13 protein-coding genes are annotated in these 15,679 nt (G+C 36.5%); 8 read left to right on the top strand and 5 right to left on the bottom strand.

Annotation, left to right across the window (positions count from 1 at the left end):
* Positions 1-20: 20 nt before the first annotated feature.
* From DSM00_RS01225 to DSM00_RS01215, 3 genes are all read left to right on the top strand, one after another.
* Positions 21-161: a FeoB-associated Cys-rich membrane protein gene (locus tag DSM00_RS01225; protein WP_128756202.1), complete on the top strand. Its 141-nt coding sequence runs from the start codon at positions 21-23 to the stop codon at positions 159-161.
* A gap of 84 nt (positions 162-245) precedes the next feature.
* Entirely contained in the window at positions 246-953 is a 708-nt protein-coding gene (locus tag DSM00_RS01220) for a hypothetical protein (RefSeq protein ID WP_128756201.1), read from the top strand.
* 5 nt (positions 954-958) lie between these two features.
* Entirely contained in the window at positions 959-1,681 is a 723-nt protein-coding gene (locus tag DSM00_RS01215; RefSeq protein ID WP_128756200.1) for a hypothetical protein, read from the top strand.
* Positions 1,682-1,698: 17 nt separating this feature from the next.
* Here DSM00_RS01215 and DSM00_RS01210 read toward each other — a convergent pair whose 3' ends face one another.
* Together DSM00_RS01210 and DSM00_RS01205 are read right to left on the bottom strand one after the other, a co-directional pair.
* The gene (locus DSM00_RS01210) at positions 1,699-2,520 is read right to left on the bottom strand and encodes a ZIP family metal transporter (RefSeq protein ID WP_128756199.1); all 822 of its coding nucleotides are present in this window, start codon (positions 2,518-2,520) and stop codon (positions 1,699-1,701) included.
* A gap of 29 nt (positions 2,521-2,549) precedes the next feature.
* Positions 2,550-3,200 carry a metal-dependent transcriptional regulator gene (locus DSM00_RS01205; protein WP_128756198.1) on the bottom strand — a complete coding sequence of 217 codons (651 nt, stop codon included), beginning with the start codon at positions 3,198-3,200 and terminating at the stop codon, positions 2,550-2,552.
* 89 nt (positions 3,201-3,289) lie between these two features.
* On the opposite strand from DSM00_RS01205, the gene DSM00_RS01200 reads away from it, so the two are divergent.
* From DSM00_RS01200 to DSM00_RS01190, 3 genes are read left to right on the top strand one after another with little or no spacing between them, the layout of a single operon-like run.
* Positions 3,290-5,650: a TonB-dependent receptor gene (locus tag DSM00_RS01200; protein ID WP_128756197.1), complete on the top strand. Its 2,361-nt coding sequence runs from the start codon at positions 3,290-3,292 to the stop codon at positions 5,648-5,650.
* 18 nt (positions 5,651-5,668) lie between these two features.
* Positions 5,669-6,148: a thioredoxin family protein gene (locus tag DSM00_RS01195; protein ID WP_128756196.1), complete on the top strand. Its 480-nt coding sequence runs from the start codon at positions 5,669-5,671 to the stop codon at positions 6,146-6,148.
* Positions 6,149-6,194: 46 nt separating this feature from the next.
* The gene (locus tag DSM00_RS01190; RefSeq protein ID WP_128756195.1) at positions 6,195-7,343 is read left to right on the top strand and encodes a lycopene cyclase family protein; all 1,149 of its coding nucleotides are present in this window, start codon (positions 6,195-6,197) and stop codon (positions 7,341-7,343) included.
* A gap of 7 nt (positions 7,344-7,350) precedes the next feature.
* Here the strand turns inward: DSM00_RS01190 and DSM00_RS01185 are convergent, their stop codons facing one another.
* The 3 genes from DSM00_RS01185 to DSM00_RS01175 all read right to left on the bottom strand — a co-directional run bounded on the left by DSM00_RS01185 (position 7,351) and on the right by DSM00_RS01175 (position 13,038).
* Positions 7,351-7,938, bottom strand: coding sequence for a hypothetical protein (locus DSM00_RS01185; protein ID WP_128756194.1), 588 nt, complete (start codon positions 7,936-7,938; stop codon positions 7,351-7,353).
* Positions 7,939-8,079: 141 nt separating this feature from the next.
* On the bottom strand, positions 8,080-12,138 hold the full coding sequence (locus DSM00_RS01180; RefSeq protein ID WP_128756193.1) for a T9SS type B sorting domain-containing protein: 4,059 nt from the start codon (positions 12,136-12,138) through the stop codon (positions 8,080-8,082).
* A gap of 153 nt (positions 12,139-12,291) precedes the next feature.
* Positions 12,292-13,038 (bottom strand): TerB family tellurite resistance protein, encoded by a 747-nt coding sequence (locus DSM00_RS01175; RefSeq protein ID WP_128756192.1) that lies wholly within the window; start codon positions 13,036-13,038, stop codon positions 12,292-12,294.
* A 305-nt stretch (positions 13,039-13,343) separates the two neighbouring features.
* Between DSM00_RS01175 and DSM00_RS01170 the strand changes: the two genes are divergently transcribed.
* Positions 13,344-13,754 carry a BrxA/BrxB family bacilliredoxin gene (locus DSM00_RS01170; protein WP_128756191.1) on the top strand — a complete coding sequence of 137 codons (411 nt, stop codon included), beginning with the start codon at positions 13,344-13,346 and terminating at the stop codon, positions 13,752-13,754.
* Positions 13,755-13,887: 133 nt separating this feature from the next.
* The gene (locus DSM00_RS01165) at positions 13,888-15,678 is read left to right on the top strand and encodes a chloride channel protein (RefSeq protein WP_128756190.1); all 1,791 of its coding nucleotides are present in this window, start codon (positions 13,888-13,890) and stop codon (positions 15,676-15,678) included.
* Position 15,679: the final 1 nt, after the last annotated feature.

Genomic DNA, 15,679 nt, shown 5'->3' with positions numbered 1-15,679 from the left:
GAATCTTTAAAAAAGATATTATGATACAGAACATTTTAGTACTACTTATTTTTTTAGTTGCTGTAGGATATCTGGTAACAAAATATATTTGGAAACCTGCTTTTTTAAGCGGAAAAGACTCTGGTAAATCTTGCGGAAGCGACAACTGCGGATGCAATTAGCATCTGTAATTTAAATAATTAACACTAATAATTCAGAAATTTTCAGTTATTTTGCGAGCGTTTTATACTTGTTAAAAATATACCTTGAAAAATTCTTTTCTTTTTGTTTGTTTAGTCCTCCTATTCAATCATACTGTAGCTGCTCAAGTTGCTATAGGTACTACTAATCCTGATGATGGAAGTGCATTACAAATAGATAGTACAGTAGGAGCTTTAGTTCCTCCCAGAATGACAGATGCTCAAATGCGAGCTATTTCTTCTCCTCTAGACGGATCGATTGTCTATAATAAAGATATATCATCCCTATTTCTATTTTCTTCGGGCAACTGGAATGATCTTGATAGAAATGACTTGCCTTCGCTAGTATTACGCAAAGTTTTTACTGATACCACCAACACGGTTGTACAGACTCAAACCAATACTTATGCTAAGTTTCCTCTAAATTCTGGAGACATTGAAAATCAAGATAAACTCTATTTTAATATAGTTTCTGACGGAACATTTAAAATCTTACAGGGAGGTAACTATATGATTAGCGCCGGTTTTTCAGTAACTAATTTGCCTTCTGGGGATAAAAAATACATTATTGGAGTTTATCGTAACAATACTTTAGTAGGCTACTTAGTTAGGGGCAATGTAAATTTTCCATCAGGTACAAATGAATGGGGAACGAGTGGTGTACTTGTATTTAAACTTAATGCTGGAGATGTATTAGATTTAAGGTATGTGCTTAATAACAATGGAAATAAGCTTGCAGCTAAGTTTTTTAATATTGGGGTTATTAAACTGTAACAGATATGTTTAAACAGAGTTTTTTAACCATTGCATTACTAAGTATTACAACTGTGTTTTCTCAAAATACCACAAACAACATTGGTGTTGGCATTAATACAACCGATATTGCTCCGGGATCTGCGCTACAGATCGAAAGTACTACGGGTGGTATGGTACAACCCAGGATGACTACCGCTCAAATGGAAGCCATTCCTACTCCACTTGATGGAGCTTTAGTGTTTAATACAACAGAAAATAACTGGTTTATATTTAAGAATTCGAGTTGGCGAACATTTGTAAAACCAGAAACACCTTCAGTTGTATTAAATAAAGGAGAGACAAGCAATGGTGTTAAAATCAGAACAGATAACTTACCTACAGCGTTTCCGTTAAATAAACAAAATATTATAAGCGAAGCGAATGGAATTTTTGAATTGACTGATAAGGCAGGTGAAATTAAAGTTCTAAGAAGTGGAACATATATACTCTCAGCTGGCTTTTCTACAACGGGTCTACCCACGGGCAATCATAATTACAAAATTGAAGCTTTATTAAATAATTCTAATGCGGTAATAATTACTAATGGGGCAGTAAGTCTACCTAGCTCAGATTATTGGGGAACCAGTGGTAATAATGTTCTTCTTCTTCAGGCTAATGATGTACTTATAGTTAATTATTATTTGAAAGGACCAGTTGCATCATCAAGAACTGCTGCATTTTTTAATATTGGACTTTCTAAGTTATAATTACATATTTTAATTTATTAACCCAGGCCGACATCCAGTGTCATCATAAGTATAAAACCGCCTATAAATCCTAAAGTAGCAATATCTGTATTGTTATCTTGTTGTGATTCTGGGACAACTTCTTCTACTACTACAAAAATCATTGCTCCCGCGGCAAAAGCTAAAGCATACGGTAAAATAGGCTTGAAAGTCATCACTGCATAAGCTCCTAAAACTGCCGCCATTGGCTCAACTATTGCAGATAGTTGGCCATAATTAAAGCTTTTCCATCTACTAAAGCCTTGTCTTCGTAATGGCATAGCGACAGCAAAACCTTCGGGAAAATTTTGCAAGCCTATCCCTATCGCTAAAGCTACTGCTCCACCTATACTTGCTCCTTCAAAACCTGCAGCAACACCTCCAAATAGAACACCTACAGCTAAACCTTCTGGGATATTATGTAATGTAATTGCCAATGTGAGCAAAACCGATTTATGCCAAGGCGTTTTTATTCCTTCTTTGTCTTCCATTTTAAAATTGACGTGTAAATGTGGTAACACTTTGTCAAGGCCAAATAGAAAGGCAGCACCCAGTGCAAAGCCTACCGCAGCAGGTATAACTTTTACAAAACCTTCACCCGGACTCATTTCAATCCCGGGAGCTAATAAACTCCAGAAACTTGCCGCGACCATTACTCCTCCCGTAAAACCAAGCATTGCATCAAACACTTTACGGTTCATCCCTTTAAAAAAGAACACTAACGATGCACCTAATGCAGTAACTCCCCACGTAAAAAGTGTTGCATAAAAAGCTCCTCTAACAGGGCTTAAAGTTTCAAAATAATCAATTAATTCATTCATGTTAAAGTAGAATTATCAAAACGTTCTTTTTAAATACGTACATATATATGCTCTGTAGCAATTTGTGATAAGGACAGCTCCCTGTCGTCTATGCGTACAAGCATACTTTTATCAAACTCCTGTAGGCTGAGTATTTCTAACACAGTACCCAATTTAATTTTTTGTTGATCTAAAAATTGAAGAAAAGATGAGGAGGTATCGTTAACACCTATACAAGTACCTACATCACCGGGTACTAGTTGAGAAACCCTCTTTTTTTCCATTTTAACGACATTGCCATCTGCATCAGGAATAGGATCTCCGTGAGGATCATGCTTTGGAAATCCTAAGAAACGATCCAATTCACGTATGAGTTTCTCAGATTGAATATGCTCAAGTTGTTCAGCCACATCATGTATTTCATCCCAACTAAAATCTAACTTTTGAGCCAAAAATGTTTCCCACAAGCGGTGTTTCCGAATCACACGTAATGCTATCTCTTCGCCATTTTTATTTAATAACACTCCTTGATAAGGTTGATATACCACTAAATCCTTATCATTCAGCTTTTTAATCATTTCTGTAGCTGAAGCTGGTTTAGTTACTAAGTATTGAGACAACACATTAGTACTTACCCCTTTAGGACTATCCTTTTGCAAGGTATAAATAGACTTTAAATAGTTTTCCTCAGAAAATGTCATTGTTATTTTTAATTATACCGCAATAATACGCCAAAAAAATCAAATATATTTTTTAGGTTTGCCTAAATTTTATTTTAAGACACACTTAAATGGCTGCAAAATATATTATTACTCTACTTATTCTAAATATTTTTAACATCTGCTTAGGTCAAAATGAGTTGACAGTTTCAGGAAATATTAGTGCTAATGATCAAGAATTACCATTTGCTACTGTATCTGTAGAAAATCACAACACAGGTACTGCCGCAGATAGCAATGGAGCTTACAAAATAAATTTACCTAACGAGCCAGTTACGCTTATTATACAAGCTGTAGGTTTCAAAACCTTAAGAAAAAAAATTATCCCTGCAAACTACAGCAGTACCGCCTTAAACTTTGTTCTTATAGAAGATCTACTTGGCTTAGAGGAAATTGTAGTTAGCGCCACACGCAATAGAATTAGTAAAAAAAAGGCGGCGGTAATAGTAAATGTGCTAAGTTCGAAACTCTTTAAAGCTACACAATCAATTTCTCTGGCAGACGGCCTAAATTATCAGCCGGGGGTACGTGTCGAGACAAATTGTCAAAATTGCGGATTTACACAAGTACGACTTAATGGATTAGGTGGACAATATACACAGGTTCTGCTTAATAGCAGGCCAGTTTTTAGTGCACTTAATGGCGTTTATGGATTAGAACAAATACCGGTAAGCATTATTGATCGGGTAGAAGTTGTACGTAGTGGGGGTTCTGCTTTATTTGGTTCCAGTGCCATTGCAGGAACAATAAACATTATTACAAAAGAACCGGTCAATAGCAGCTGGGAAATAACCAGTAATATTGGTCTAATAGCTGGTAAAACACCAGACCGTAGCTTAAACCTAAACACCTCACTAGTAAGTGAGGATTTGTCAAGTGGTGTCACTTTGTATGGGATTTACCGTAATCGCGATTCATTTGACGCTAATGAGGATGGTTTTAGTGAAATCACAAAACTCACTAATAATTCGCTGGGCGCAAAGGCCTTTTACAGACCTAACAATACGAGTAAGATAGGGCTCGATTTTACGGCAATTAGAGAATATCGGCGTGGTGGAGATCAACTTAATCTTGCTCCGCAGTTCACAGATATTACCGAAGAGCTTGATCACAATACCATATTTGCTGGTGTAGATTACGATTTATTTAATGATGATCATACAAACAACTTAACAACCTATGCATCAATACAGCATACAGATCGAGACAGTTATTATGGTGGTCTGGGTGGTGGCAGAACACGAGCAGATTCTATCGCAGCTAATAATGCTTTTGGAAAAACCACCGATCTTGCATTTGTATCCGGACTAAAATTCACACATACTTTCAAAAATGAGGATGTTCTTACTTCAGGAATAGAATATCAGCTTAATGAAACTGAAGATGCCATTGCAGGTTATACTCGTATCGTTGATCAAAAAGTAAATAATTATGGTTTGTACAGTCAATATGAATGGAAGCCATTAGCAAATTTTACAGCCTTGTTAGGAGCGCGCTTAGATCATATTAACGTAGATGGATTCTATCAAATAGAGAATATCACTAGAAACGCAAACGTATCACAAACCGTTATAAGTCCGCGTTTAACGCTACTTTATAATTTTACCGATAATTTACAATTTAGAGGTGGTTATGCTCGTGGTTTTAGAGCCCCTCAAGCTTTTAATGAAGATTTACACATAAGTTCGGTGGGTGGTGAACAACGCTTTGTAATTTTGTCTAACGATTTAGAAAGTGAATTTTCAAATGCATTTACGGGTTCTCTAAATTTCACAAAAGTGTTTAATAAGGTGCAAACCAGTTTGCTTATTGAAGGATTTTATACAACCTTAGAAAATCCGTTTACCCTAGTTAGTACAGGTGCATCATTACCTAATGGATCAATTCTTGAAGAATCTCGTAACGGAAGTGGTGCGTATGTTGCCGGTACAAATATCGAATTTCACCTATCTCCCAGTAAAGCACTTTTATTTCAAGCAGGTATTACCTACCAAAAATCAATCTACAATGAAGATCAAATTTTATTTGAAGCAGATGGTCGTAATGCACTGGAAGCAGATGTTTCAACTAACGAATTTTTGCGGTCGCCTAATGTGTATGGTTTTTTTAATACAAACTGGACTGTAAGCGAAGCTGTAAACCTGGATTTAACAGGAAGCTTTACTGGTAGTATGCTTACCCCACACGTAATTAGCGACAGTGGATTTCTAACTCTAGATAAAACTCGGTCCTTTATGGATATAAGCACTAAAGCAACGTATCATTTTGATCTTGCCGAAAACCTACATATAGAGTTAAGCGGTGGCGTACAAAATATTTTTAATAATTATCAAAAAGATTTTGACCAGGGTCCATTACGCGACTCAAATTATATCTATGGACCTAACCGTCCACGTACGCTATACTTCGGAATACGATTTGGTGATTTTTAGACTTTATAAATTCTAATAATGGATTATTTAAAACTACTTGCCATTAGCTTTTTCCTTTATTTCGGAAACCTTCATTCTCAAACAAAAGCGCCACCAATAAATTGGATTAGCTGGGAAGAATTAGACGTTAAGCTAGAGAAAGACCCTAAGAAAACACTGATTTTTTTTCACGCAGACTGGTGTGCATATTGTAAAAAAATTGATCGCGTTGTATTTACTAAGCCAGAAGTAATCAACAAAATCAACGCAGATTATTATGCTGTTCGAATGAATGTAGAAACCACAGACACTATCTATTTTGACAATAATAGATTTGTGAACACCCAAGCTCTTACAAAACGAAATGGGGTTCATGAATTGGCTTTGTTGATAGCCAGTAGAACCGGCAAAGCATTCTCACTGCCCGTTACCCTGCTCTTTACTGAAAAATTTGAAGTAAATAAACGTATTTTTGAATATTATACTTCTGCATCGTTACTTAATTATCTCGAAGACTAACTTGCTTTTGTATCATTAAATTTTCAAATTTCAGATATAGATCTAGATGCAAGCACAAACACCTCAATTTGACTATTTAATTTTAGGAGCAGGTTTATCTGGCTTATTGCTTGCTAAATCGCTAGTGAGCGATTCTTATTTTTCAGACAAGCGAATTTTAATCATAGATAATTCAGATAAAACTAAAAATGATAGAACCTGGTGCTTTTGGAGTGAGAACACCATCCCTTGGGATTCTATAATTTCTAAAAAATGGAACCTTGTAAAATTCAAAAGCGCATCCTATGATAAAAATATTCCGCTAAAAAATTATAGCTATAATAAAGTTGAAGGCATCGACTTTTACAAAGAATCTCTTGCATTACTTCAGGCTTCTGAACAGGTTAGTTTTAAAACTGAAAATTTTAAAGAACTTACTGAAACAGAAATAGGCGTTAAAGTGGTTACAGATCAAAATGTTTATTTTGCTAATAAAGTGTTTAACAGCATTCTTCCGCCAGAGCGTTTAAAAAATCAAAAATCATTTCCTGTATTACAACAACATTTCATAGGCTGGGAAGTAAAGACACAAGAGCCGGTTTTTAATCCCGAAATTGCCACGTTAATGGATTTTTCCATCGAGCAAAAAGGCAATACACGATTTATGTATGTTTTACCTACTTCAACAAAAACTGCTCTCGTAGAGTACACATTATTTTCTCAGGATTTATTACCAAATTCTGAATATGAAACTGCCATTGAAGATTATATGGAGTCTCTGGGAGCTTCTCAATACGAGGTAACCGCAATAGAAAAAGGGTGCATCCCAATGACTGCCTACCCATTTGAAAAACATAATTCGCAAAATGTAATGCTTATAGGAACTGCAGGAGGGTGGACCCGTGGTAGCACCGGATATACATTTACAAATACAGTAAATAAAACAGCGGCGCTTATCTATTTTCTAAAATCTAATACTAGTTTAAATACTTTTAAAATTAAAGATCGATTTCGCTGGTATGACAAACTGTTTTTAGATGTTCTATACCGTCACAATGAGCAGGGTGCAGCGCTTTTTACTCAGATGTTTCAAAAGAATGATATCTCTAAAATTTTTAAGTTTCTAGATGGTACGAGTTCTGTAAAAGAAGACATTGAAATAATATGGAGTTTACCTAAAAAAGAATTTATAAAATCTTTTTTTGGCCTAAAATAATAAGTATTTAGTTCTGCTCCAATAGTGCTTCAGGCAATAATTTCTCTAGCATTTCACGATGTCGTTGTTCAAGAACAATAAACTTCCAGTCTTTTTTACCGTCTTTAGAAATTGCATAAACACTTTTTTCTGCATGTACTTTAAAGCTATCTGTTGCTTCATCATAAGTTACATTATCCTTGCCAAAAGATTGTATAAAAGCTCCCTGAGTTAAGCCTACGCGCATTGCTTTTCGCTCTTCAGTCTCATCTTCTTCACCCTTAATTTTGATTTGCATATCATTAGAATATATTAAGGATGCATATGATTTCCCTTCAATTACCTGAGCATCATCAACCTGTAACACCTTAGGGTTACTAATTTTAAAAGACATCTGCGGATTGTTGAATGTTTTCTCCATCACCGTAATTAATTCTGCTCGGGGAATTATCTCAAAAAATTCTGGTAACATATAATCCATTGCTTTATCAAAATCAGAATTTACAAGTGCATCCAGATATTCGGTAAAGGTGGTTTTTATAGTTTCTTTATATTCCTGAGCCTGTGCAGATATGCAGGTTGCTGTAATAAATAATACAATAAGTACTTTTTTCATCTCTCTATTTGAAGGTGTCGAAGGCGGAAAAATAAACTATACCTGCAGAGCCACCAAGATTATCCAATTAAATCACTCCTTTGGTTCTCATAATTTGTTTAAATAACACTTCAATCTATTATAATAAGTATTGATTGAAAGCTAGCGTTTGAGTGTAAAATGTGATTTAAAAACGAATGGCGTATTATCAAAAGTATATTCTACTCTAAACCAATAATCATCTGAAGGCATATTTATACCCCTATAGGTACCATCCCATCCTATTCCTGAAGGAGAAATGTTTTTGATAAGTTTTCCAAACCGGTCAAATATGAATATTTGAGCCTCGGGATAATCAGACAATGAGGTAATATTCCACGTATCGTGATAACCATCATTATTAGGTGTAAAATATCTTGGGTAATCTATTACCTGAACTTGTATTGTGGTACTGCCGCAGGATCCATTTTTACCGCGCACGGTTACGGAGTGAGGACCGGGTAATACATTTATAAATTCTGGGGTGTTTTGAAATGCCTGATCATCTAATTGATATTCATATTCACCAAAACCTTCGAGGATCTCGACACGTATTCCAGAGGTGTCTTCAAAAGGACGGGTTACAGTAGCTTCTATAACAGGAATTGCAGATTCTGAAACCGTAACTGTTGTTGCATTGTAATTACAAGCCGCTCCCGTATCCGGAGTCAATTTTTGAGTAGTAATTGTATATACACCTGCTTCTTCTGCTGTATAGGCCGCCCCTTGATTTACTAATTCTCCATTGAGCGTCCAGCTTACCAGAAATGCTGCAGGATCGAGACCCGTATCTAAAAATACCGCACGCTCCACATCTCCCGTAGTTGCATTTCTACAAATTGTGCCGCCTTCAACCACAAGATCTAATAATGGGTATACGGTTACCTCAAATGAAGTTTCTGCAAAGCAAGTAGCATTATTTAAAGCTTCAGCATATTTATATATCGTGTAAGATCCTGGAAGTAATTCGTAATCTGAAGAGTCAATTGGATTTTGCTTATTTGGTCTCAAATAATAAGCTTGCGAGTAGACATCCTGAGGTAAATCTGGAAGCACATAACTTCCGCAAGATTCAATATCCGGTTGTGTTGGTAACACGGGTGTTTCTGAAATTGTTATCGTAAAACTACTTTCATCTTCACAAAAGAAGCGGGTTCCGTTACGTGCATAGATAAATAGTTCTTGCGTTGCTGTAATTTGATCTCCGACATTGAGTAAAGTTCCCCCTCCACCGGTTTGAGTATAATAATTCCCAGCAGATAACGGAGGTAAAATATAAGAATCACAAGCTGCAACATCATCAAAAGACGGTACCTCAACACCAAGAATATTAATTGTAAATCTATTTTCTGAATAACACGATGGAAAATCAGCATAAGCATTATATACAAAAATGGTTTGCGTGGTTGTTATTTGATCCCCTGCAAACAACTCGGTTCCTTGCCCTTGTGTTTGCGTAAAATAACGTCCATTATTTAACTCCGGAAGACTGTAGGCTTCACAAGAAAATACAAAAGTTAGATTATCTACCGGCAGCGATGGCCTTACCTCAACCGTAAATTCAGTTTCACTTTGACAGATGAGAACTTGATTATTTATGTAAATGGTTTGTGTAGTAGTTATTGCATCTCCAGCATTATATTGACGACCCCCTCTACCAGGTTGTTCAAAATATTCCCCATTTATTAGTGCGGGCAAAATATAGGAATCTCCTTCACATAGTAACTGATTGGGCAAAGAATCTACCTGAGGAATAGTAATGATGTCTATATCAAAAAACGAATTATTTGTGCAGTTGAGTCCGTCTGTTGTACTTACATAATAATAAATTCGCTGCGAAGTAGTGAGTATTGTTCCTTGTGGAATACGTGCTCCACCTCCCAAAGGTTGCGTGTAAAACTCCCCAGCTTCCACCGTAGGCACTTCATAACTCCCGCACACTTGTTGATTAGAGAATAATGTCACTATAAAAATGCGCCACTCGTACGTATTAGTACATTGAGAATCATCGTTAAATATGTAAACGCTTTGTGTAGTATTTATAACATCACCAGGAGAAAGAGGTGTGCCTGCTCCTTCTGGTTCTGTAAAATAAGCTCCATTAGTTAAAGGAGGTAATGTATAAGAGTTGCACGCCACCACATTTGCAGGGGTATCGACTGGAGGAAGCGGATGCACTATAATATCAAAAGCATCATTGCGACAAATGATTCCATTATCATTAAAATAGAAGTATATGGTTTGACTTGAGGTCAAACGATCACCAGTTCCAAGTCGCCTTCCAGTACCATCTGGACCATCGGGTTGTGTATAAAAGGCTCCTGCCGGAGTAGGAGGAATAATAAATTCGCCACAAGCATCTAATTCGTTTAATTCAAATTCTGCAATAAATGTAATAGTAAATGAAGACTCACTTCTACAACCATTTTCATCTGGACCGTTAAAAATAAAAAGATCAATATCTTCAGTAATTATATCTCCAGCATTCAAGCGTATTCCAGTACCATTAGAACCGGTGTAATAATTCCCATTAGAAAGAGGTTCTAATTCATACGCATCACACGTAATTACATCGCTTAATTGATCTACCAATGGTAAATCATTAATTTCAATATTAAAATTTACCACTTTAAAACAATCTGGATAATCTATGTAAGCCACTCTAGCCCAAAGCGCTTGACCGCTACTTCCCGCAGCAATAGTATATGGACTTGAAACCTCATTACTTGCAGTAGATGCATCTGATTGCGATTCAAAATAGGTAATTAAGAAAAGTGCAGGATTTTGCCCTCCTAAAATTTGCCTGTTTACCGATGTCAAATCAAATGTTATATCATTACCCGGAACTGCACAAAAACTTAAAGGGGCAGGTTGCGTAATTTGTATTTCCGGTAAGGTATTAAGCTGAAAATCCTCTGCTATTCCACAGACTACACCCGTATTTCTATTTCTTAGTCGTATATAAATAGTTTGATTGCCAGTACTGGAATAAGTAACAACTTCTGAAGCAGGAATAGATCTATTTGCATTCAAATCTGAAACAGAAGCAAAATAAAGCACCTCAAATTGTGAAGGATTTACACCCAGCACCGCCGCATCATTTTGAGTAAGGTCAAAGATTGAAGGCTGCGAGCCATTTGCACAAGATTCCAGATCTGCCAGCGATAATATAGACAGGTCACTTACAACTACTTCATCAGTAATTTCGCAACCATTATTTCTAACGATTACCGAATAAGTACCACTACGATTTACAGGAAGACTATTTCCAGTTTGTCCAGAAATTAAATTCCCGTTAAAATACCAGAGATGCGTATAGATCGAGGCATCTAAACCGGTATCTAATCGTGCTTGTTCACCATTGCAAAGCGTTAAATCTGGACCTAAATCTACACTTGTATTAAAACTCCCCCCAGAAAGAAAAATTGCAGAGTCATAATTTGTATCATTAGAATCCCCAATAACGATTCTCACATTATAAGAGGCCCCTGGAGTAAGTGTAGATGAAGCATTGAGTACTTGTGTGTATCCACGCATATTAATTGTGCTCTGGGCGTTTGAAACTTCGTATGAGTCAAACAAATCTGCATTTACCGAATTGCACGTGGGGTTAAATTGCTGATCTCTAATATTACGTACAGAAACCGACTCCCCGGCAGCAGTTACAGCAAGATTTTGAGAGTTTCCAGTAGCTAGATCGGTTAATATAAAAGCTACAATATCTTGCGAAGTACATTGCCACTTCCCATATTCATTAGATGCAAAAATAAAATCAAAACTAAAATTACTCGATAACGGAATAAAATCAAATTCTAAAAAAGAGGTTTCAAAAATTTGAGCTCCGTTTCCAACAGCATCATTTAAATTTTGAAGATAAGAGTCTGAATTTGTATTTAATTCTGAATTTAATTCGGAAAGATTTCCGGTATATCCACCGCCGGTAAGTCTAGCTTCACCAGTACGTAATATAACACCGTTAGCTAAAGGAAATGCACCTCCGTTATTTGTAAAAGAACCGGCTGCTTGTACTGAAGATACAGAAACATTTGAAATAGCAGCACACGAATCATCAAATAACAAATCTACGAGTTCATCGGCCGGTCGCGGATTGCTTACAGTTACTTGTTGCGCATTTGCGGTACTAAAGAGAAGTGCAAAAAAAAGAAAGAATATTCTAAACATTATAGGGAGCTTCTTAAAGTCTAAAAAATACTAGAGTCTTAAAGTTAGACCTTAACGTATTTTTTAAAGTATAATTGCTTGAATATTAACACATAACATTCTGTTAATGTTTAGGCAACTGATAGCTAATAAGAAAGCTAAAAAAAAGCACTATTATATACCGCGTTCTTTTTGAATTGTCTCGTATGCTTCCTGAACTTTAGTAAACTTCTCCTCTGCTCCTTGTCTATAAGCTTCATCCATATGTTGCAATTTATCTGGATGGTATTTTTTTGCCATATTCCGGTAAGCTTTTTTCACTTCTGCATCTGTAGCAGACTTTTCAATTTCAAGAATTTTATAAGCGCTTTCTGCATTTTTGAAAAACATAGCTTTTATGCTTTCAAACTCACCTCTGCTCAATTGAAGATATCCTGCTATTAGCGAAATCTGATCTACTTCTGATACCGATACAGAACCATCTGCCTGCGCTATACCAAATAGAAAATGTACAATTTGCAGACGTACTTCTCTGCGCGTACGCGGTGTTAAGTAAGCACATATACGTTGCGCGCTTATTTCCCGTTTTTTAATTACCTCATTAAATGTTCTAAATGTTGCATTAGCACGCTCTTTGCCGTAAGCCTGTACAAAATACTGCCGCACATAATCCATCTCCCGCTGACTTACCTGCCCATCTGCTTTTATAACTATTGAGCAAAGCGAAAGCAAATTGAGTTCAAAATCACCCGGAGTTACCGATTGTTCTGATGAGCTAAATGGTGATCTGCTCCTACTGGTTGTAGTTTTATTATTTTTAAAAAATAGACTATCTAAAAGTGAACCTATAAGATAACCTGCTATTGCTCCTATTATTCCCCTGTATGCAAAGCCTATTACAGCTCCTATATATTTAATCATTAAAATTTCTTTAGTACTTGAGTATTCCATAATAAGGAATACTTATTTGCGCTGCAAAAATAAAGCCTTTGCAAGATGTGAGTCTGTAAATATGACAAAATGTTACTGTTTTAGACATGCGCAAAGGATTGAAGCCTTGTGGAGCTCGTTTCATCTGCCAGAAGTAGATGATTCAGCGACGGCTGAAAGCCTGACCCGCAGGGATGCGCCACAAGTTTAAAAAAACAAGTTGTGCTATGTAGGGTTTAGAAAAAGTGCCCGACTATTATTTTGTATCTTTGTAACCTTAAATTAAAAAAGAACTTATGTATCCAGCAGAATTAGTAAAACCTATGCGTGAAGACCTTACTTCTGTAGGTTTCACAGAATTACATACAACAGAAGATGTACAGGCAGCTATGAAAAAAGAAGGAACTACACTAGTTGTAGTGAATTCGGTATGTGGTTGCGCGGCAGCTAATGCTAGACCGGGAGCCCGTATGGCACTTCAAAATGCTAAAACTCCAGACAATTTATATACTGTATTTGCAGGTGTAGATCGTGAAGCTACAGATCTTGCACGAAGCTTTATGGTACCTTTTCCTCCTTCATCTCCATCTATGGCCGTTTTTAAAGATGGTGAATTAGTACACATGTTAGAGCGTCACCATATTGAAGGACGTCCAGCAAATCTTATTGCAGAAAATCTTATTGATGCTTTTAACGAATATTGTTAATTAGCTTTTGATGTTCAAAAAAAAATCCCTGCCATTCGGCAGGGATTTTTTTTGCCTGTTTATAATTAACGGCGATTTTTATAAAAGTTTCATTAGTTCCTCTTACTTTTGAATCGCTAAAATTATAAATGCTATGCCTGGTAAAAAACCTTTATTACACCGCTTTCACGCGTGGCGTTACAAGCATATTTCAAAAACAACATTCATTTATTTTTTGGCTGTACTTACAGGATTACTTGCTGGTCTTGGCGCCGTTTTAATAAAGAATATCACACACATCATACAACTTCTATTAGAGGGTAAACTTGTAGAAAACTACAGGTATGGTTTCTACTTTTTATTTCCTATTATAGGTCTTGCTATAACCGTGCTTATCGTAAAATATGTGATTAGAAATCCGTTGAGCCACGGGGTTCCTATGACCTTAAGAGCTATATCTAAGCGTAAGGGTTTGCTTAAAAATTACCAGATATTCGGTTCACTGCTTACTGCTCCTATTACAGTTGGTTTTGGAGGTTCGGTAGGTTTAGAAAGTCCTACGGTAGTTACCGGGGCGGCAATAAGCTCGTATTTATCCCGAATTTTCCATATGGATCAGGCTAACCGAACGTTACTTTTGGGCTGTGCGGCTGCAGGAGCTATGTCGTGTATTTTTAAAGCGCCTATAGCAGCAATTATTTTTGCTGTAGAAGTATTTAGCCTAGACCTCACCCTATTATCCTTAATGCCACTTTTACTGGCATCACTTTCTGCTATACTTACCTCCTATTTTTTCTTTGGTTCAGATACTATTTTGCCTTTTGAACTTAAAGATGCATTTACTATAGGAGATTTCCCGTACTATATGATTCTAGGGGTAGTAGCAGGATTGGTATCTGTTTACTTTAGTAAAGCTTATTTTAAAACAAGTAAGCTGTATAAAAGATGGGATTCTGCATTAGTGAGACTATTGGTTGCCGGAGGCTCTCTCGGTATTTTACTCTTTTTAATTCCTCCTCTGTATGGTGAAGGTTTTGATATGATTAATGAATTATTAGATGGTAAAGCTGTAAATGCCCTCGGAGAAACTTTTTTTAATGATTATCTCGATAATGTTTGGGTAGTAATTGCTCTTCTTGCAGGACTCGTGTTTTTTAAAGTAATCGCATCTGCCATTACATTCGCCGGCGGCGGTATAGGTGGTATTTTTGCTCCGGTTTTGTTTATGGGTAGTGTTATGGGTAATTGCCTAGCAAAGATCATAAACAATCTCGGCCTCAATGGGGTGTATATTTCTGAAACAAACTTTACGCTTGTGGGTATGACAGGCTTAATGGCAGGCGTTTTACACGCGCCCTTAACTGCTATCTTCTTGATTGCCGAAATCACCGGCGGTTACGGGCTTTTTATTCCTTTGATGGTTACAGCCGCAATCGCATACGGTATTAATAAATACTTCTTACCGCATTCGGTTTATGGTATGGAGCTGGGGCTTAAAGGCGAACTCATCACACACGATAAAGATCAAGCTGTACTTACACTGCTTAATGTAAATGACGTTATAGAATCAAATTTTATACGGGTGAGACCCGAAATGACCTTAGGAGAAATGGTTAAAAACGCTGTTGCTAAATCTGCGCGTAACCTCTTTCCTGTTGTTAATGAAGATGATGAATTAGTAGGCGTAATAACTCTTGACGACATACGAGAAATTATGTTTGACGCCACATTGTATGACACCACCAGAATAGGAAGTTTAATGCACGCTGCTCCAGAATATATTTACCTAGAATCTGATCCTGCAAAAGTGGTAATGCGTAAATTTCAGGAAAGTGGCGCGTGGAATTTACCTGTTATTAAGGACGGAAAATACCACGGTTTCATCTCAAAATCTAAACTTCTAACTGCATATCGTCGTATGCTGGTGAGTTTTTCTCGTAAATAAT

The organism is Leeuwenhoekiella aequorea, from assembly GCF_004104375.1.
In the GTDB taxonomy this organism is placed as follows: domain Bacteria; phylum Bacteroidota; class Bacteroidia; order Flavobacteriales; family Flavobacteriaceae; genus Leeuwenhoekiella; species Leeuwenhoekiella aequorea.
The sequence above is the reverse complement of the archived record's forward strand: the minus strand, read 5'-3'. Positions and strand labels throughout refer to the sequence as shown.

Excerpts from the sequence above, each read along its gene's own strand:
- DSM00_RS01225 (WP_128756202.1), top strand. The coding sequence starts at position 21 with ATGATACAGAACATTTTAGTACTACTTATTTTTTTAGTTGCTGTAGGA.
- DSM00_RS01215 (WP_128756200.1), top strand. The coding sequence starts at position 959 with ATGTTTAAACAGAGTTTTTTAACCATTGCATTACTAAGTATTACAACT.
- DSM00_RS01210 (WP_128756199.1), bottom strand. The coding sequence starts at position 2,520 with ATGAATGAATTAATTGATTATTTTGAAACTTTAAGCCCTGTTAGAGGA.
- DSM00_RS01205 (WP_128756198.1), bottom strand. The coding sequence starts at position 3,200 with ATGACATTTTCTGAGGAAAACTATTTAAAGTCTATTTATACCTTGCAA.
- DSM00_RS01200 (WP_128756197.1), top strand. The coding sequence starts at position 3,290 with ATGGCTGCAAAATATATTATTACTCTACTTATTCTAAATATTTTTAAC.
- DSM00_RS01195 (WP_128756196.1), top strand. The coding sequence starts at position 5,669 with ATGGATTATTTAAAACTACTTGCCATTAGCTTTTTCCTTTATTTCGGA.
- DSM00_RS01190 (WP_128756195.1), top strand. The coding sequence starts at position 6,195 with ATGCAAGCACAAACACCTCAATTTGACTATTTAATTTTAGGAGCAGGT.
- DSM00_RS01185 (WP_128756194.1), bottom strand. The coding sequence starts at position 7,938 with ATGAAAAAAGTACTTATTGTATTATTTATTACAGCAACCTGCATATCT.
- DSM00_RS01180 (WP_128756193.1), bottom strand. The coding sequence starts at position 12,138 with ATGTTTAGAATATTCTTTCTTTTTTTTGCACTTCTCTTTAGTACCGCA.
- DSM00_RS01175 (WP_128756192.1), bottom strand. The coding sequence starts at position 13,038 with ATGATTAAATATATAGGAGCTGTAATAGGCTTTGCATACAGGGGAATA.
- DSM00_RS01170 (WP_128756191.1), top strand. The coding sequence starts at position 13,344 with ATGTATCCAGCAGAATTAGTAAAACCTATGCGTGAAGACCTTACTTCT.
- DSM00_RS01165 (WP_128756190.1), top strand. The coding sequence starts at position 13,888 with ATGCCTGGTAAAAAACCTTTATTACACCGCTTTCACGCGTGGCGTTAC.